Raw genomic sequence first — 15,769 nt, 5'->3', positions numbered from 1 at the left:
CCTTTGCTGAGTAATAACGAACATCAAGACGCCATCGCGGCGCTGCAGGCTGCGATGAAAGAACTTTGGGACGCTTCCTATGCAGAACTGCTGCAGCGCGCCGGAAGCCACAGTGAAACGACTTTCATGTCGGCTGCCGGAAACCGCTATCTGATAATGATTGATATAGCGCGCCCCAATCAACTGGAATGCGCCGTAGAAGTCAGTGGATGTCTGGCGAAGATACAAGATGGCGTCGCGGTTAAAAGCCGTATCGGGGCCAGCTTTTACGTCACGCCGGATGATCTCAAAGTCGGTGACTATTTGGTCGCCAGCGCGCAGTAGAACGTCATTTGCCGGCGTTTTTCCTGCAATATTTCAATGCGGGAAAAGCCTGCCAGACGCAACAGCGCCATGACGCTGTCTTCAGAGCAAAGCGCATAATCAGGTCGTGAGAGCGGCTGCCCGTCGGGCGGATTCTCCGAACAAAACCCCAGCGCCAAAGTTCCGCCATTGGTCAGTACGCGAAACACCTCGCGAATATTCTCTTCCGGGTCCGGCCAGAGATGTAGCGTATTGGCGCTGCACACTTTGGTGAAAGCCGCATCATCAAAGGGAATGCTTTCAACGGAGGCGTTCACCAGCGTCACCCGGCCGGAGGAAATGAGTTTATGATTATTACGTGTCGCCCGGGACACCATGGCGGTCGAAGTATCAACGCCCGCTACCCCGCCGTTGGTGGTGATATGCGCCATTTCGCGAATCAGTTTGCCGGCGCCGAAGCCGATTTCCAGCACGCGGTCGGAAGGTTCCAGACACATGGCCTGTTTCATGAACTGATTCAGCTCGTCATGAGCGTTACTCATCCAACTGGCGAGCATTCTGCCTAATGATCCCTGCGAGTCCCTTAAGCGGCGCGCAACAAAAGCGTCGAAACTCATTGCCTCTCCTTGTGAACGATTGACGCTGGCGTAACTCCGCGTCAGGGATATTCCAGGTTGCCTGGACAGCGTATTGTTTGGCATGCTGATTCGCACGCTCAGTGCCCTTCTCCAATATTGAAGTACGTTTTTTATGAAGCATATCGTGGTAATTACAGGCGCCGGAATCAGCGCCGAAAGCGGCATTCAAACTTATCGCGGCGAGGACGGTCTGTGGCGCGAGACCGACTATAACGAGGTCGCCTCGCTGACAGGCTGGCGTAAAGATCGCGAGAAAGTGCTGACCTACTGGAACGCGCAACGCCGCATCATGGCCGCCGCTCAGCCCAACGCCGCGCACTACGCCCTGAGCCAGCTGGAGGAGTGTTATCTGGTGTCCATCATCACCCAGAATGTGGATAACCTGCATGAGCGCGCTGGCTCCAGTCAGGTGCTGCATATCCATGGCGAGTTGATGAAAAGCCGCAGCTCCGTGAACCCTAAGCTGGTTTACCAGCATGGCGATCGGGACATTAACATTGGCGATAAATGTGAAAAAGGCAGCCAGTTACGACCAGACGTAGTCTGGTTTGGCGAGCCGGTGCCTTTGTTCTCTCAGGCGCAGAAAATCGTCCACAGCGCCGATATCATGCTGGTGGTGGGGACGTCTCTGGAGGTGTATCCCGCCGCCTATCTGGTGGAGAAACGCATGCGCGGCGTCCCTATGTATATCGTTGATCCTAACGCCGACCCAGAGGCGCACGACGCAGTGGTGGTAAATGAACCCGCCACCCAGGGTGTCGTCACTCTGGTCGAACAGCTACTCGAACAGGCCTGAGCCCCCTATTTTCCTTGATATCTTTGTGGTTCAGGCCCTCCTAATCTCTCCATTTTGACCTATATCAGAGCCGCATCGGACTTGCCACGTACAATACGCCGCTTTCTTGTCAGGTTGTCTTATTTTTAACCGAAGGCGGCCGGCGCCGAATGGCTATGGAGGGAATATGAGCCAAAAAGCAATGAAGTTGTATGATAAAAACGGGCATGTCTGCCTGTTCCTGACCGGTCTGGTCGAAGGGGAAGCGATTCCCAGCAATCAATTGGTCATCGTTGATCATGGTGAAGCCGCGCTCTTTGACCCCGGCGGCGAACTGACTTACACGCCGCTTTCCATCGAACTGTCCAAACACATTTCCATCAAGTCCTCCCTGCGTTATGTCTTCGCCTCGCATCAGGACCCGGACATCATCACTTCCTTGCCGCGCTGGCTGATGCACACCGACTGCCAGGTAGTGACCTCACGTCTTTGGGCGCGCTTCCTGCCGCACCTGGTGTCGGAGTTCGTCTCCGGAAAAATGAATAAGTCTCTCAGTCACCGCATGGTGGAGTTGCCGGACGATGGCGCGCAGATCCCCTTGGGTAAATCCCAGATCCGCGCGGTGCCTGCGCACTTTCTGCATTCGGTGGGTAACTTCCACTTCTACGACCCGATCAGCAAAATTCTGTTCTCCGGGGACGTCGGCGCCGCCATGACTCCAGGCTGGGATCATGAACCCGTGCAGGATATGGCCAAGCATATCCCGTTAATGGAAGGTTTCCATAAGCGCTATATGGCTTCCAACAAAGCCTGTCAGGCATGGGTAAACCAAGTACGCAAACTGGATGTGGAAATGATGCTGCCGCAGCACGGCAAGCCGTTTTTCGGCAAAGACAAAATCGGCCAGTTCCTGTCCTGGTTCGAAGACCTGAAGTGCGGGGTCGACCTGATGTAGACGGCCCCGCGCCGACCGGCTATTTAAGCCAGGAAAAAGACCGCGCCAGAAATTCAGAGCCATGGCCGATCACACATTCGCCATGGGCAATGATAATGTTGTCCGGTCGCCACGCCTGCATTTTGCGCAGCGCGGCCCTGGCTTTCGACCTGCCGAATATAAAAGTAAGACGCCAGTCTATCGGCGTCTTACCATGAGGCGCGATAATCCCCGTCAGCAAAGCGACCCAGCGGCGCCAACCATGGAAGTGGTCCACTCGGAAGTTTTCGATCAAATCCCCGAGGATCAGAGTACGGCTGCTGCGGTGAAAGAAAACCGCTTCTTTCATGGCGAAACTGCCGCGAAACAAAGTCTGGTCCACATCCTTTTCCCACCCTGGCTCCGGATTCTCGCCCAGTAATCCGTCAAAAGAAATATCCTTACGTTTTTCCTGCAAGCCTGGAGTGCCGTAGCAGGCGGCGTCGGGAAAATGCGCCATCCATTGAGGCAAAAACAAATGATGAAGTTTATTCGGCGTCACCAGATATTTGACCGGACCCAACTCGGCGACTTCCCGGGCCAAATTTTCATCGTAACGCGTGGGAGAGTGAACAAGAATATCACCGTTGGACAAACGCACTACCGTCATACGGGTGGTATACGCCAACCCCAAATAAGGCACCGCTTCGCCGTTGTAGATCCAAAGGTTTTCCGCCATTGAGATGAGACTCATGCTTTCCTCCTTGTATGAGTGTTCAAACACTATCCAGACTTATCCTAAGCCACACCCTAACCCAAGCGCCAAAAAATTTTGTGGGCATAGCCCACTCATCAACCACATCTGACGAGCGAGCCATACTTGAAAGCGACTTGAGCCTAATTACACCGCTTTACGAAAACGCCTCGCGCCAGCGAATCCAGCCAGGCCGATGGTCATTAGAACCAGGGTGTAGGGTTCGGGCACGGAATGGCCTTCCACGACTTTCAGGCTGAACCTCTCTTCACCATCTTCGCTAGATTCGACCTCCTCGATTCCCCATGTCCAGGCAAGTCCTGTGTCTAGTTCCGGCAGTACAAAATTACTGAACATGCCTTCGAATCCCGCTCCTGCGAATATCAGCCTAAACTCATCACCCAGTTTCGGTTTGAAGCTCTCCCACAAATCGATCTTAAGCGTACCATCCAAAACAGCATCGCCCTCATGTAGGTAAAGCCTATCGTACCCAAGAAGATCTTCTTCCCCCAGGGTAATCTCCAAGGTGCTTGTAATGTCTTGGTCATAGCCTCCAGCGAAGGTGTATATTCCTTCTTCACCAATAGAGACAGTTCCATGATTTACATTCATCAAATGACCTTCAATCGCGCCAGATGCTTGATATCTGCCGCCATCCACCACTACAGGCCCTCCTGTCATCCACAAAACTCCATATCTGTCCTGATCCAGCACGCCACCGGAAAGCACAGTAATCGAATGGGCGTCAAAAATCGTTCCAAATCCTACAGACACATTGCCAGTTATTGTCACATCTTGAGCAAATACATGTGAGCTCATACCATCCATTTCCAAGTTTCCACTTATAGCTAAATCTCCCGTGTAAAAGTCACCGTTACTTAGAACAGACATATCGCCATTAATGACAGTGCGATGCTCAAAACCGTTCATATAAAAGGATCCACCATCCTCCACTACGACTTCACCATCAAATATAGTAACCCCGCCTCTGTCATCATTATCTCCTTCCAATGTTCCCGATACCCTTATGCTTCCTCCTTTCTCTAAAGTGATACCGTTGGAGAGCTCCAAATGGGATCCATCAGATATAACTATTTCGCCCTCATTTCCGATTAAGGCGGAATGCGCATTTACCCAAGCCCCCTCCAGAGCCAGACTGCCTTTTGCGCCAGACTCACTCGCGACCCAAATTGTTGCTTTCTCGGATCTTTCCCTGTCCCAAACACCATTTTTTAGGGTTAATCTACTATCTGTATGGCCATTTACGGAGATGCTCGATTGCGATATCAAATTATTTCCATTCAAATCAATAACGACATCGTCATTCTGGACTGAGACCTCATGAATACGCGTATCTTCAGACACGGACACGGTATAGGAACTATCCGCGTTCGTGTTAAAAGACGCCGTATCCGATGCGCCGGGAGCCGTCCCTCCCGCCCAATTTGCGCCATTATTAAAATCACCGCCGCTTGTATTGCTCCAATCAATGACTGTCGCATGCGCAACAGACGCACAACTTACAAACACTAATGAAGCTAAAATTCCCAGACCTTGAGTCGTCTTCACTGTTACACCCCTTGTGTACTGATTTGTTTTATATAACTCAGATATTTCATCTCTATTCGAGTCGCTCTATTTTTATAATCAATAAAACAAATCCATTTCAATCACTCGAAAGACATTTATTAAAATTATTTAAATTTATATAAATCAAATAGTTAATTAAAAACAAAACCATTAAGTAAACTTGCAAATAGTCACCTTATTACATGATTAATCTTCACGTTACATGTTCCGGCGGGCTAGCTCTAAATGGCGGCTCAAATAGCGAGATGAATGAACTGCTTTGTCGCTATATTTGTTGGAAAAAGAGGGTTATCCAGAAACAGAGAACTGCTTCTTCTGGTGAATGCGAGGGCGGTACGCTGATGTGAATCAGGTTGAAAGCGCAGATTGCATACTATTTGTCTGCAACGACAGGGCCTGCACTGATCAGTACCCTGTCTCCCGCGGCTAACCACCGCGCAGGCGCATCCATGCGCCTGATTATTAACATGCCAGTGCCATCACAATGTTAATAATGCGCTATTATTCCCCGCCAACAAGACAGCCGTCCATCACAGGGCTTGTCCATACAAAATGAGACTCAAAGGATTCCTGCATGCACTTACCCAAAGGCATCTACCAGCATTACAAAGGACCCCGCTATCAGTTATTGGAGGTGGCGCGGCATTCGGAGACGGAGGAGTGGTTTGTGGTGTATCGCGCGTTATACGGCGATTATGGCGTGTGGGTGCGGCCGTTGGCGATGTTTGATGAAACCATCGAGAAAGACGGGGTCAAAGTAAAACGTTTCGCCTATGTGGGCCCGGCGGACGCGGACTCAGAGCGCCCGCAGCAGTAGCCATAATCCCGCTACGCCAGTCATGATCAGGGCGATGCGGTTAAACCATTGTTGTGGTATCCAGACCAGAAAACGGCGTCCGGCGTAGGCGCCGAGCAACACCAGAGGAACTGTCGCCAGATAGCTCAGCAGGTAATAATCCTTGAGCACACCCAGATAGGCGTAGACCGGAACCTTAGTCAGATTGACCGTTAAAAAGAACACCGCCGCCGTACCGATAAAACCGTTCTTATCGATTTTCAGCAATAAAAAATACAGGGTGAGAATGGGACCGGCGGCGTTGCCGATGGTCGTCGCGACACCCGCCATGATCCCCGAGGAATAGCGCACGGCGTTCAGCCGCCGCATCGCCCAGGCGGTGATATAAGGCCGCAGCGGCTCCATCGCCACCAGGAACAGAATCAAGGCGCCGATGACAGGCCCCAGACTCTCGTTGTCCAGAAACTGCAACGCCAGAGCGCCAAGCCCAATGCCGATAAAGATGGACGGCAGCATCTTGCCCAGCTCACTCCAATGCGCCTGCCGCCAATATAGGCTGACAGCCACCACATCCCCCGCCAGCAGATACAGCAAGGTAATTCCCAGGGCGTCTTTGGGAGGAAACACCAGCGCCATGGCGGCGGAAATCAAACCGCCCAACGCCGGCACGCCCGCTTTGACGAAGCCAGTGAATATCGCCACGGCGGCGAGAAAAGCCAATATTGAGGGATCCAGGAGCGTCATAGAAAAGAGACTGTCCGACAGGCTGCGGCAAGCGTCGAATTATTCGCTGAAGTCGAATGGTTTTCCATTGCACTTTCCGCCATGCTGACGTCTGAATGAATTAAGAAGCAGATGTTATCCATATGGGTTGTATTGTCCATTGCAAAGCGCGCCTTTTCCTGTTCGCCACCATGACGTTCTGCTCTGCGTTGACGCAGGCCGATGGCGATTTTTCTCAACGCCTGTCCACCGCGGCGCTTGAGCGAACCAACCATCAGGTCGTGTATGACGGCCGCTATCGCTCAATTCCTTACCCCAACGGCGACGTGCCTGCGAACACCGGCGTCTGCACTGATGTGGTGATACGCGCCTACCGTCAATTAGGCGTGGATCTGCAAAAAGAAGTGCATGAGGACATGAGTCAGTATTTCTCGCTGTATCCGAAAATCTGGGGACTGCAGAAACCGGACGCCAACATCGATCACCGCCGCGTTCCCAATTTACAGACCTATTTTTCCCGTCACGGCCAATCGCTGCCCGTCACCGACAAGGCGGAGGATTATCAGCCTGGCGATCTGGTGACCTGGATGCTGCCGGGCAATCTGCCTCACATCGGCATCGTCGTGGATAAAAAACACTGGCTCAGCAGCCGACCGATGATCGTGCACAACATCGGACGCGGTCCCAAACTAGAGGACATGCTGTTCGACTATCCCATCACCGGGCATTATCGCTACGAAACACCCTGATCCTCCATGGAGAAGGCCAACAGCCACCAGGCGGCGTGGGGCAGCCATTGCTCGCTCCAGCGCCAGCTGTGCAGAGGGTCTTCCGTCTCCATCATGGCGACGTCCATTTCATCATGCAGGCTGGAGGTAATGCCGTTGCAAACCCCGCCTTTGGAAGCGGGATAAAGTTCGCTGTATTGCGGGTTGTCATGGCCCACGCCCTCCACCATGCAGCAATTGAACGGGTTAAGTCCCAATAGCCAATTCTGCAAATTCTGTTCGAATCCACGCAGCTCCGCCCGCAGGCGTTCGGGAACATCATTCTGCCGTCGATACCAGCGGGACGCCGCCGCCAGCGAGCCGAGTCGCGCATTCTCTCCCTGCCACCAATAGCCGGATTCATTGCTGTGAGGAAAGAAAAACTGCGCCCGCGGACGTTGTTTAAGGGGCTTCACCAGCTGCCGGGGATAGCCGAAAGGGTTGTCCACATCCCGGCTGATAGAGAGATAAAACTCCAGCCCACGGCGCACAAAGAACTGCAGCGGGATGTCGCTATCCATCACCTCCTGCGCTCTCAGCAGGGCGATGATGGGCAGCCCTTCATCGGAGGCGTGGAAGAATGGTCGGTCATTGTCTTCCTCCACCCGCCACCAGCCTTCGTAACCATGGCCGCAACTCTGTTTATTGACCAGATTGCGGACGCGCGCCGTGGCGTACTGGCTGTATCGCTCCTGTCCGGTTAACTGATACAGCTCCACCGCCGCCAGCAAGGCGCAATAGTCATCGATGATGTTTTCCTTGCCGTTATCCAGATAGGCGAGATTGTTTTCCTGCAGATGCGCGAAGGCGCGCTCAGCGATGCGCCGGTAGGGTTTGTCATATACGCCAAGCGCCACGCTATACTGCGCCGCCGCGGCCAATGCGGCGATGGCAATGCCGCCGCCCTGACGCAGGCTGGCCTCCCAGCGCTCGCTCTTGTAGCCTTTCTGCGTGGCGTAGTTGCAGATATTGCGCTGCTCGGGGTCCTTGCTCCAGCGGTCAAATACGATCTGATAAAAATATCCCTCGTCCTCGTCGAACATCCGGCATAGAAAGTCCGCGCCATATAACGCCTCTTCCCCCGCCAGAGCCTGAACAGCCTTGGGCAGACGCGGCGCCGCCGACAGCAGGCTCCACACCACCAGCGGCGTCTGTTGCGGAGACATGTAGTTGGCGTAAGAAAGATGACTCAAATATTTGCTGACATCTCCAGAGGCGTCGTACCAGCCGCCGCTGACATCGACGCGTCCGGATTTACGCTGGCCAAAAAACGGCAGATTGCGATCGTAGTCGTCATAGCGCCCCTGACACCGCACCAGCCGGAAATACTCCGTCATCAGGGGCGTCAGTCGTTGTCCGATTCTCGGATCTATGTCAAACCAGTGCGAGCGCACGCGACCGCCGTCCGCCTCACAGCCATCCATTTCAAAACGATAGCGGCCCGCTTCCGTAACCTGACTGAAGTCCAAAACGTAACAGTCGCCGGTATGCCAGCCCGCGACGCGCATGGGATCTCCCAAAGCGAATCTGGCCACGATCTCGCCGTCCTCACAGATCAGTTGCGCCATCGAACCGGTTAATCGCTCCCGGCTTTGGACGATGCACCGTTTGACGGCGTCACAGGAATAACCAAGATGGTTCACGAGCAAGCTGGTCGACATAAAAGCGTTCCGAAAATGAGTTCAATAAAGATGACAACGAATGGCGTGGTTATCCGCCAGCTGGCGCAACGCCGGCATGACTTCCCTGCATTCGGCGAGGGCTTGCGGACAGCGATGGACGAAAGGACAACCTTTGGCGTCCGGCTGACGCATAGGCGCGTCCGTCTGCGCCGGGGCGGTCGAGGGATCATCGCCCGCGCCGGGAATGGAGTTCAGCAGCAACCGGGTATAAGGGTGCTGCGGATTCTGTGTAATGGCCTCACTATCGCCCTGCTCCACCAATGAGCCGCCGTAAAGGACAGCGATGTCGTCAGCGAAATAGCGCGCCGAAGCCAGATCATGAGTGATGAACAGAAACGCAATGCCCTGCTCCTGCTTTAGATCCAACAGCAGATTCAGAATGCCGATGCGCACCGACACATCCAGCATGGAAGTGGGTTCGTCCGCCAGAATCACTTCCGGTTTAACCGCCAGCGCTCTGGCGATGGCGACTCGTTGACGCTGACCGCCGCTCAGCTCATGAGGCCGTTTCGCGGCGGTCTCATCGGCGGGATGCAGGCCGACCCGCTCCAGCAAGATGCGGGCTTGTCGGGCGGCGTCGGCCGCGTTGTCGACAACGCCGTTGGCCAGCAGGGGCCGCTCAATCTGATAACCGATAGATAACGCCGGATTAAGAGAGCTGAATGGGTCTTGAAAGATCATCTGCACGCTACGACGATAAGCCGCGGCCTCTTTGGATTTACGCTGCCCCAGACCCGCGCCGCGCCAATAGATATCGCCTGCCGTCGGCTGGTGCAGCCCGCTCAACAGACGCGCGCAGGTGCTCTTACCGCTACCCGACTCGCCCACCAACGCCAAGGCCTTTCCCGGCCGCAGAGACAGGCTGACCTCACGCAAGGCGCGCAAGACGGATCGGCGCCCCCATGTTCCGGTTTTAAAATCCAGGGACACATTTTCCATGCGCAGCAATGCAGATTCTGACGTCATGAGACCTCCGCGGTTTGCGTCGTCGCTACGAGCGGACGGGAAACTCTGGCGCAGGCGACGATGCGTCCTTCCGTTAAAGACGCCAACGCTTGCGTCTGGGTAAGACAAGTCGACTCCGCCTTCTCGCAACGGGGCGCAAAAGCGCAACCCGCGATCGATTCCGTCAGACGCGGCGGCGCGCCGGGAATGCCCTGCAGGCGTCTGCGAGGGCCGCGCAATGACGGAAAGGAGCGCAGCAGCGCTTGCGTATAAGGATGCGCCGGTTGCTCTCCGACCTGCCGCGCCGTTCCTGCTTCCACCAGTCGACCGGCGTACATGACCCCGATGCGGTCGCAAAACTCCAGCATCAATCCCAGATCGTGGGAGATAAACAGCACTGAGAAGCCAAACTCCCGCTGCAATGCGGAAATTTTGCCGATGATGTCGCGCTGCACCACCACATCCAATGCCGTGGTCGGCTCATCCATGATGATCAGCCGGGGCCGCAACGCCAGCGCCATGGCGATACAGATACGCTGCCGCATGCCGCCGCTGAATTGATGGGGATAATCGTCCAGTCTGCCGGGATCGATGCCCACCAGGGCAAACAGCTCCCTGGTTCGGGAGCGCGCCTGATCCTCATTCACACGCTGGTGGGCGCGAATGGCGTCGCAGACCTGTTCCGACACCCGAATCACCGGATTCAAGGCGTTCATGGCGCTCTGCAGAACAACGCTGGTCTGCGCCCAGCGAAACGCCCGCAGCCGTTTTGCGTCCATGCGCAACACGTCCTCCCCCTCGAACAGCACTTCACCATCAGAGACGAAGCCCGGCATGCGAATCAATCTGGCGATAGCGAAAGCAGTGGTGCTCTTGCCGCAACCGGATTCCCCCGCCAGACCGAATACTTCCCCCGCACGGATATCGAAACTGATCTCGTCCACAGCGCGGGCGACGCCTGCGTCCGTCAGGTAATCCACACACAGATTGCGAATGCTCAGTAAAACGTCAGTCATTGGCAGGCAATCCCTTCTTGCGCAGGTAGGCGATGACCGCTTTTTCCCCGCGCCGCTTACGCAGCAACGGGTTGGCGATTTCATCCACTGTGAAGTTGATCAATACCAGCGCCGCGCCGGTAAGCATGATGGCGAAGCAGGCGGGCAGAATTTCCCACCAGGCGCCGACTTGCAGCGCCGAATTCTGCTGCCCCCAAAACAAAATGGTTCCCCAGGTCACCGCGCTGGGATCGCCAAGGCCGATGAATTCCAGACCCGCCTCCGCCAGAATGGCGTAGATGGTGGTCAGCACAAAGCCGCTCACCACCAGAGACAGCATGTTGGGCAGGATATGCGCCGCCAGAATGCGCCACCAGGGCTCATTCAACAGTTGGGCGGCAAGGATGAAGTCTTTATGACGGATTTGCAGGGTCTGCGCCCGGATAATGCGGGCGGTCCAGCCCCAGCCGGTGGCGGCCAGCACCAATCCGATGACCATGGGACTGGCGCTGTCGACAAAGCTGGCGATCACAATAATCAGCGGCAGCGCGGGAATCACCAGCGCCACGTTGACGATGAAACTGATGACGTCATCCAGACGGCCGCCAAAATAACCCGCGCACATCCCGACGAATACGCCGATCAGCGTCGCCAGCGCCCCGGCCAGCAACCCCACTGTCAGACTGGCTTGAGCGCCATACAGCAATTGCGCGAACACATCCTTGCCCATGCGCGTGGTTCCCAGCCAATGGTCGCCGTCCGGCGGTAAGTGCGGCATGGCGCTCATGCGATCAGGGGGAAACTCCGTCAACCAGGGCGCGCCCAAAGCCGCCGCCGTCAGCAACAGTAGAATCAGCAGACCCGCAACGCCGCGCTTATCCGCCAGAAACACCCTTAGAGGCGCCGGCGCCCGATGAAGCAGCCCATCCGTTTGTAGGTTGTCCAGGCCCAGTTCGACCTGTAGATCATGCAGTTTCACGCTAATTCGCTCCTGTCGCGCAACCGGGGGTCCAGCAGCAGATTCAGCAGATCCGCAATCAGGTTCGCCAACAACACGGTGAATGTCAGCAACAACAGTTGTCCCTGAATGAAGGCGTAGTCTCTTTTCTCAATCGCCGCGAGGGTGAACTTGCCCAGTCCGGGATAGTTGAAGACCACCTCCGTGATCAAGGCGCCTCCCAGCACAAAGCCGAAGGTCAGGGCCAGTGACGTGATCTGCGGCAGCATGGCGTTGCGGGCGGCGTAGCGGAACAGAATACGGCGACCGCTGAGCCCTTTGGCCCGCGCCAGGGTGATGTAATCTTCGTTGAGCAGATTGATCATGGTGTTGCGCATGCTCAGGTGCCACCCGCCAATGGCGATGATCACCAAAGACGCCAGCGGCAGTACGCTGTGATACAGGACACTGCCCATGAAGGCCATATTCCATGCCGGTTCCAGATCAATGTCGTAGGCCCGTCCCAAGGGAAACCATTCCAGTTGCAGGGCGAAGCCGTACAACAGGAGCAACGCCACCACCGCCGGAGTAAAGGCGTTGAGCATGACATTCACTGGCGTAAACAGCGTGTCGAAGAAGGAGCCGCGCCGCCAGGCCGCCAGCATTCCAAATAAAATGCCCACGCCAAAACTCAACAAGGTCGCAACGCCCACCAGAAACAAAGTCCAGCCGGCGGCGTATAACAGCATTTCCGAAGCAGGCTGCGGAAAATTGACGGTGGAGACGCCCAGATCGCCATGCAACAGCCGGATCACATAGGCGACGAACTGATCCCACAGACTGCCGTCAAACCCATAGGCGGCGCGCATGGCGTCCAGGCTTTGCTGCGACATGCGCCCGCGCAGGCTGACGAACAGCGTAGCCGCCGGGTCCCCGGGCATCAGACGGGGGATAAAAAAGTTAAGGGTCAACGCCACTGCAAAGGCGGCGCAGTAAAACCCGAGACGGCGAAGAATAAAGCGCATCTGCACATCTCCCTGACGGACGCTATTGTCGCGCCACTTGCGCCGCCGCTTCTTTACGCAGAGACAGGTTCAACACATGCACGCCCCGCTCCGGCACCCCAAGATGCAGCATCGGCCGCACATAGGGATTGTCCTGGGTTACCCAGCCCTGAAAGCGGGAGTCGTTGTACTGATACCAGTCCGGGTTGGCGAACAGGGTGATGACCGGCAGTTTCTCCGCCACCTGTTTATGCACCTGCGTCAGCCATTTTTTCTGTTCGGCCCGATCCTGGGTTTGCGCAAATTTGTCCAACGCCTGATTGATCTCCGGGATAACCATGCCGTGCATGTTCTGCTCCAGCCGCCGCCCTTCCGCCAGCCCATCCGTGGCGAACATCAGACTGTAGGTTCCATGAGGCGTCGCAGAAGGTTTGGTCCACATGATGTAAACGTCGAAATCGCCCTGGGTGGTTCCCGCAAACCAGGTGCTTTCGTCCTGGGTGCTGAGATGGGCGTTGACGCCGATGTCGCGCAGGTTTTCCGACACCGTCATCATGGTGTTGACCCAATCCGACCAGCCGGAGGGCACCGCCAGTTTGAACTCAATGGGGGAGCCGTCCGGATTGTCGCGCCAGCCGTCGCCATCGCGATCAACAAATCCGTTATCATCCAACAGGGCCTTGGCGCGCTTGGGGTTGTACTCCATCAGGTAGCGATAGGGTTGCAGGGCCTGCGCGTCGTACCAGTCCTTGTACAGTTCGCCGGTGCCGATAGGAAACTGGGTTTCCGTGGTCAGGCCAAAGGTGGCCACATCCAGAATAAAGCGGCGGTTGAGCGCCATACTGAGCGCCTGGCGGAACGGCAGACTGTTGAACGGCGCTTTACGGGTGTTCAAATGCAAATTGGCGTTGGCGCCGGCGGGAAACCAGTATTTGTTATGCTTGTCGCCGTTGACGTAGGTTTTTTCCGGGTCCGACATGCCGTCTCCCAGCCAGTCGATTTTGCCGGCCCGCGCCGCCAGCATGGTCTGGTCATTGCCGGAATACTGCGGGAACTTCAGGCAGTCGATGTAGGGTTTGCCGGCGTCCCAGTATTTCTCGTTCCGGCATACTTTGAACTGGGACATGCTGAAAGAACGCACTTCCGTAAAGGGTCCGGTGGCCACCGGCTCCGGATTGGCGAAGGTCGTTGGGTCCTGCACGTCTTTCCAGATATGGCGCGGTAAGGGATACATCACGCCGATATGTTCGTGCGCCAGTGCGCTGGGCTTGCTCAGACGCGCCACAAAAGTGAGGTCGTCGATCTTTTCCATGCTGACGATCAGCCCGTTGGGGTTGCTGTCGGACTGGATGTCCAGACCAACTGGAAAAGCCGGGTGGGATTTCGCCAGTTCGAAGGTAAAGATCACATCGTCCGCGCTGAAGGGCTGACCATCCGACCATTTTACGCCTGGGCGCAGATGATAGGTGACGGAACGCAGGTCATCCGCAGTCTCGAAGGAGACGGCGAGACGGGGGAAGTCCTGGCCGGGATGGGCGATGTTGTAAATCCAAAGGGGTTCGTAGATGAAGTCCTGGGCGTAAAAAGCGCCGACGGAAAAATTATAGGGGTTGAAGTTACGCACATGGGCGTTGGTCTGGGTCGGGGCCAGCACCAGTTCGCCGCCGTGAATCCTGTTTTGATCCGCCTCCGCCGCCTGCACCGAAGCCGTCAGCGCCAAACAAGCGATTAAAGACCGCGTTTTTATTTTTGTCGTCGCTTTCATTCGTCTTCCCATTTCCTGTTTAAGTTGAACCCCTGACGATTCAGTTCAGATCCCTCACTGAATCCCGTTCGATCAGCTTGGGCTCCAACACAACGTGCTTCTCCGCCATGGTCGGATTCTCCAAGCGTTCAATGAGCAGTTTTACCGCCGCCTCGCCCATCTCCATTACGTCCTGCCTGACAGTGGTCAGGGCGGGACACATTAATTTGGCGTGGAAATTATCGTCATACCCCACCACCGAGATCTGCTCCGGTACGCTGACGCCCCGCTCGCGCAGGGCTTGATATACCCCCGCCGCCATATCGTCATCGCCGGCGCAAATAGCCGTGAAACGGGCGCCGCCATCCAGCAGCCGCAGGGTCGCCTGATAGCCGAACGTTTCTTCGTAGGGACCGGACAGAATCAGATAGTCGCGCTCGGTCAGGCCGTGCTCCGCCATGGCGCGCAGGAAGCCGTCCCGGCGCAGTCGAGCGTCCAGGTAGCTCTCCGGCCCCATCAGATGCGCGATGCGCCGGTGTCCTTTCTCCAATAAATAACGCGCCGCCAGATAGCCGCCATGCAGGTTGTCCACCCGCGCCGACCATTTGGAAATCCCCGGCAGCATGCGTCCCATGGTCACGATGGGATAATTGCCGGGATGTACGCCGGCCAGACGCTCCAACGGCACCTCGTTCTCCACGTACAGCAACAGACCGTCGCAGCGGCGATCCAGCAATGAGTTGATCACGGCGACTTCCCGGTCCAGATCGCCATAGCCGCTGGTGACCACCAGGTGTTTGTCGGAACCGGAGATGTAATCCTGTACGCCGCTCAGCATCTGCGCATAGAAGGGGCTGGCGAGGTTCACCACCACCACGCCGATGATGTCGGACTTGTTACTTTTCAGGCCCCGCGCGAAATGATTGGGACGGTAGCCCAGCTTGCGAATGGCGTCCTCCACCCGCTTACGCGCAGCGGGAGAAACAGACCCTTTGTTTGACACCACCCGGCTGACCGTGGACTTCGACACATGGGCCAGCTCCGATACATCGATAATTGTTGGCATGACAGGCTTCTACAGTTGGGAACGTCCCCAAAATCATGTTGCAGGGGGGTATTAGGGTCAAGGCTGCGGCGGCTTAACCAGGGCGTTATAAAGCAACAGTCTGTCACCCCGAGGTAAAACCCCGCTTACGCCAGAAG

The 15,769-nt window shown here is 56.0% G+C and carries 16 protein-coding genes; 5 read left to right on the top strand and 11 right to left on the bottom strand.

Going from position 1 to position 15,769, the window contains the following annotated elements; translation table 11 throughout:
* Positions 1 to 3: 3 nt before the first annotated feature.
* Positions 4 to 324 carry a hypothetical protein gene (locus ONV78_RS02765; protein WP_279500906.1) on the top strand — a complete coding sequence of 107 codons (321 nt, stop codon included), beginning with the start codon at positions 4 to 6 and terminating at the stop codon, positions 322 to 324.
* On the opposite strand, the gene ONV78_RS02760 is transcribed toward ONV78_RS02765, so the two are convergent.
* Positions 300 to 920, bottom strand: coding sequence for a class I SAM-dependent methyltransferase (locus tag ONV78_RS02760; protein WP_279500904.1), 621 nt, complete (start codon positions 918 to 920; stop codon positions 300 to 302). The two genes, ONV78_RS02765 and ONV78_RS02760, sit on opposite strands and share 25 nt — an antisense overlap.
* Positions 921 to 1,053: 133 nt before the next feature.
* On the opposite strand from ONV78_RS02760, the gene ONV78_RS02755 reads away from it, so the two are divergent.
* Positions 1,054 to 1,737, top strand: a complete 684-nt coding sequence (locus ONV78_RS02755; RefSeq protein WP_279500901.1) for a Sir2 family NAD-dependent protein deacetylase — start codon at positions 1,054 to 1,056, stop codon at positions 1,735 to 1,737.
* Between the two features lie 166 nt (positions 1,738 to 1,903).
* Positions 1,904 to 2,671 carry an MBL fold metallo-hydrolase gene (locus ONV78_RS02750; protein ID WP_279500900.1) on the top strand — a complete coding sequence of 256 codons (768 nt, stop codon included), beginning with the start codon at positions 1,904 to 1,906 and terminating at the stop codon, positions 2,669 to 2,671.
* A 19-nt stretch (positions 2,672 to 2,690) separates the two neighbouring features.
* On the opposite strand, the gene ONV78_RS02745 is transcribed toward ONV78_RS02750, so the two are convergent.
* Both ONV78_RS02745 and ONV78_RS02740 read right to left on the bottom strand, forming a co-directional pair.
* Entirely contained in the window at positions 2,691 to 3,383 is a 693-nt protein-coding gene (locus ONV78_RS02745; RefSeq protein ID WP_279500898.1) for a DUF4336 domain-containing protein, read from the bottom strand.
* Positions 3,384 to 3,530: 147 nt separating this feature from the next.
* Complete coding sequence (locus ONV78_RS02740; RefSeq protein WP_279500896.1) at positions 3,531 to 4,952, bottom strand: PEP-CTERM sorting domain-containing protein; 1,422 nt, start codon at positions 4,950 to 4,952, stop codon at positions 3,531 to 3,533.
* Between the two features lie 595 nt (positions 4,953 to 5,547).
* Here ONV78_RS02740 and ONV78_RS02735 point away from each other — a divergent pair.
* Positions 5,548 to 5,790 (top strand): DUF1653 domain-containing protein, encoded by a 243-nt coding sequence (locus ONV78_RS02735; protein ID WP_127974222.1) that lies wholly within the window; start codon positions 5,548 to 5,550, stop codon positions 5,788 to 5,790.
* Here the strand turns inward: ONV78_RS02735 and ONV78_RS02730 are convergent.
* The gene (locus ONV78_RS02730; RefSeq protein ID WP_279500893.1) at positions 5,770 to 6,513 is read right to left on the bottom strand and encodes a sulfite exporter TauE/SafE family protein; all 744 of its coding nucleotides are present in this window, start codon (positions 6,511 to 6,513) and stop codon (positions 5,770 to 5,772) included. The genes ONV78_RS02735 and ONV78_RS02730 overlap by 21 nt on opposite strands.
* A gap of 122 nt (positions 6,514 to 6,635) precedes the next feature.
* On the opposite strand from ONV78_RS02730, the gene ONV78_RS02725 reads away from it, so the two are divergent.
* Positions 6,636 to 7,241, top strand: coding sequence for a DUF1287 domain-containing protein (locus ONV78_RS02725; protein ID WP_279500892.1), 606 nt, complete (start codon positions 6,636 to 6,638; stop codon positions 7,239 to 7,241).
* On the opposite strand, the gene ONV78_RS02720 is transcribed toward ONV78_RS02725, so the two are convergent.
* The 7 genes from ONV78_RS02720 to ONV78_RS02690 are packed head-to-tail and all read right to left on the bottom strand — an operon-like array spanning position 7,226 to position 15,632.
* Positions 7,226 to 8,920 carry a glycoside hydrolase family 9 protein gene (locus ONV78_RS02720; protein WP_279500891.1) on the bottom strand — a complete coding sequence of 565 codons (1,695 nt, stop codon included), beginning with the start codon at positions 8,918 to 8,920 and terminating at the stop codon, positions 7,226 to 7,228. The two genes, ONV78_RS02725 and ONV78_RS02720, sit on opposite strands and share 16 nt — an antisense overlap.
* A 21-nt stretch (positions 8,921 to 8,941) precedes the next feature.
* Positions 8,942 to 9,907, bottom strand: coding sequence for an ABC transporter ATP-binding protein (locus ONV78_RS02715; RefSeq protein ID WP_279500888.1), 966 nt, complete (start codon positions 9,905 to 9,907; stop codon positions 8,942 to 8,944).
* Complete coding sequence (locus ONV78_RS02710; protein ID WP_279500885.1) at positions 9,904 to 10,902, bottom strand: ABC transporter ATP-binding protein; 999 nt, start codon at positions 10,900 to 10,902, stop codon at positions 9,904 to 9,906. The genes ONV78_RS02715 and ONV78_RS02710 overlap by 4 nt, the downstream gene beginning before the upstream one ends.
* The gene (locus tag ONV78_RS02705; protein WP_279500883.1) at positions 10,895 to 11,860 is read right to left on the bottom strand and encodes an ABC transporter permease; all 966 of its coding nucleotides are present in this window, start codon (positions 11,858 to 11,860) and stop codon (positions 10,895 to 10,897) included. Before ONV78_RS02705 ends, ONV78_RS02710 begins: the two co-directional genes overlap by 8 nt.
* Complete coding sequence (locus tag ONV78_RS02700; RefSeq protein WP_279500882.1) at positions 11,857 to 12,843, bottom strand: ABC transporter permease; 987 nt, start codon at positions 12,841 to 12,843, stop codon at positions 11,857 to 11,859. The genes ONV78_RS02705 and ONV78_RS02700 overlap by 4 nt, the downstream gene beginning before the upstream one ends.
* 22 nt (positions 12,844 to 12,865) lie before the next feature.
* Positions 12,866 to 14,587, bottom strand: a complete 1,722-nt coding sequence (locus ONV78_RS02695; protein WP_279500881.1) for an ABC transporter substrate-binding protein — start codon at positions 14,585 to 14,587, stop codon at positions 12,866 to 12,868.
* A gap of 40 nt (positions 14,588 to 14,627) precedes the next feature.
* Entirely contained in the window at positions 14,628 to 15,632 is a 1,005-nt protein-coding gene (locus tag ONV78_RS02690) for a LacI family DNA-binding transcriptional regulator (protein WP_279500879.1), read from the bottom strand.
* Positions 15,633 to 15,769: the final 137 nt, after the last annotated feature.

The sequence above is a fragment of the Hahella sp. CR1 genome, assembly GCF_029813005.1.
GTDB lineage: Bacteria > Pseudomonadota > Gammaproteobacteria > Pseudomonadales > Oleiphilaceae > Hahella.
Note: the sequence above shows the minus strand (reverse complement) of the source record. Positions and strands in the feature narration are given on the sequence as shown.

Excerpts from the sequence above, each read along its gene's own strand:
- ONV78_RS02760 (WP_279500904.1), bottom strand. The coding sequence starts at position 920 with ATGAGTTTCGACGCTTTTGTTGCGCGCCGCTTAAGGGACTCGCAGGGA.
- ONV78_RS02755 (WP_279500901.1), top strand. The coding sequence starts at position 1,054 with ATGAAGCATATCGTGGTAATTACAGGCGCCGGAATCAGCGCCGAAAGC.
- ONV78_RS02750 (WP_279500900.1), top strand. The coding sequence starts at position 1,904 with ATGAGCCAAAAAGCAATGAAGTTGTATGATAAAAACGGGCATGTCTGC.
- ONV78_RS02745 (WP_279500898.1), bottom strand. The coding sequence starts at position 3,383 with ATGAGTCTCATCTCAATGGCGGAAAACCTTTGGATCTACAACGGCGAA.
- ONV78_RS02735 (WP_127974222.1), top strand. The coding sequence starts at position 5,548 with ATGCACTTACCCAAAGGCATCTACCAGCATTACAAAGGACCCCGCTAT.
- ONV78_RS02730 (WP_279500893.1), bottom strand. The coding sequence starts at position 6,513 with ATGACGCTCCTGGATCCCTCAATATTGGCTTTTCTCGCCGCCGTGGCG.
- ONV78_RS02725 (WP_279500892.1), top strand. The coding sequence starts at position 6,636 with ATGGGTTGTATTGTCCATTGCAAAGCGCGCCTTTTCCTGTTCGCCACC.
- ONV78_RS02720 (WP_279500891.1), bottom strand. The coding sequence starts at position 8,920 with ATGTCGACCAGCTTGCTCGTGAACCATCTTGGTTATTCCTGTGACGCC.
- ONV78_RS02715 (WP_279500888.1), bottom strand. The coding sequence starts at position 9,907 with ATGACGTCAGAATCTGCATTGCTGCGCATGGAAAATGTGTCCCTGGAT.
- ONV78_RS02710 (WP_279500885.1), bottom strand. The coding sequence starts at position 10,902 with ATGACTGACGTTTTACTGAGCATTCGCAATCTGTGTGTGGATTACCTG.
- ONV78_RS02700 (WP_279500882.1), bottom strand. The coding sequence starts at position 12,843 with ATGCGCTTTATTCTTCGCCGTCTCGGGTTTTACTGCGCCGCCTTTGCA.
- ONV78_RS02695 (WP_279500881.1), bottom strand. The coding sequence starts at position 14,587 with ATGAAAGCGACGACAAAAATAAAAACGCGGTCTTTAATCGCTTGTTTG.
- ONV78_RS02690 (WP_279500879.1), bottom strand. The coding sequence starts at position 15,632 with ATGCCAACAATTATCGATGTATCGGAGCTGGCCCATGTGTCGAAGTCC.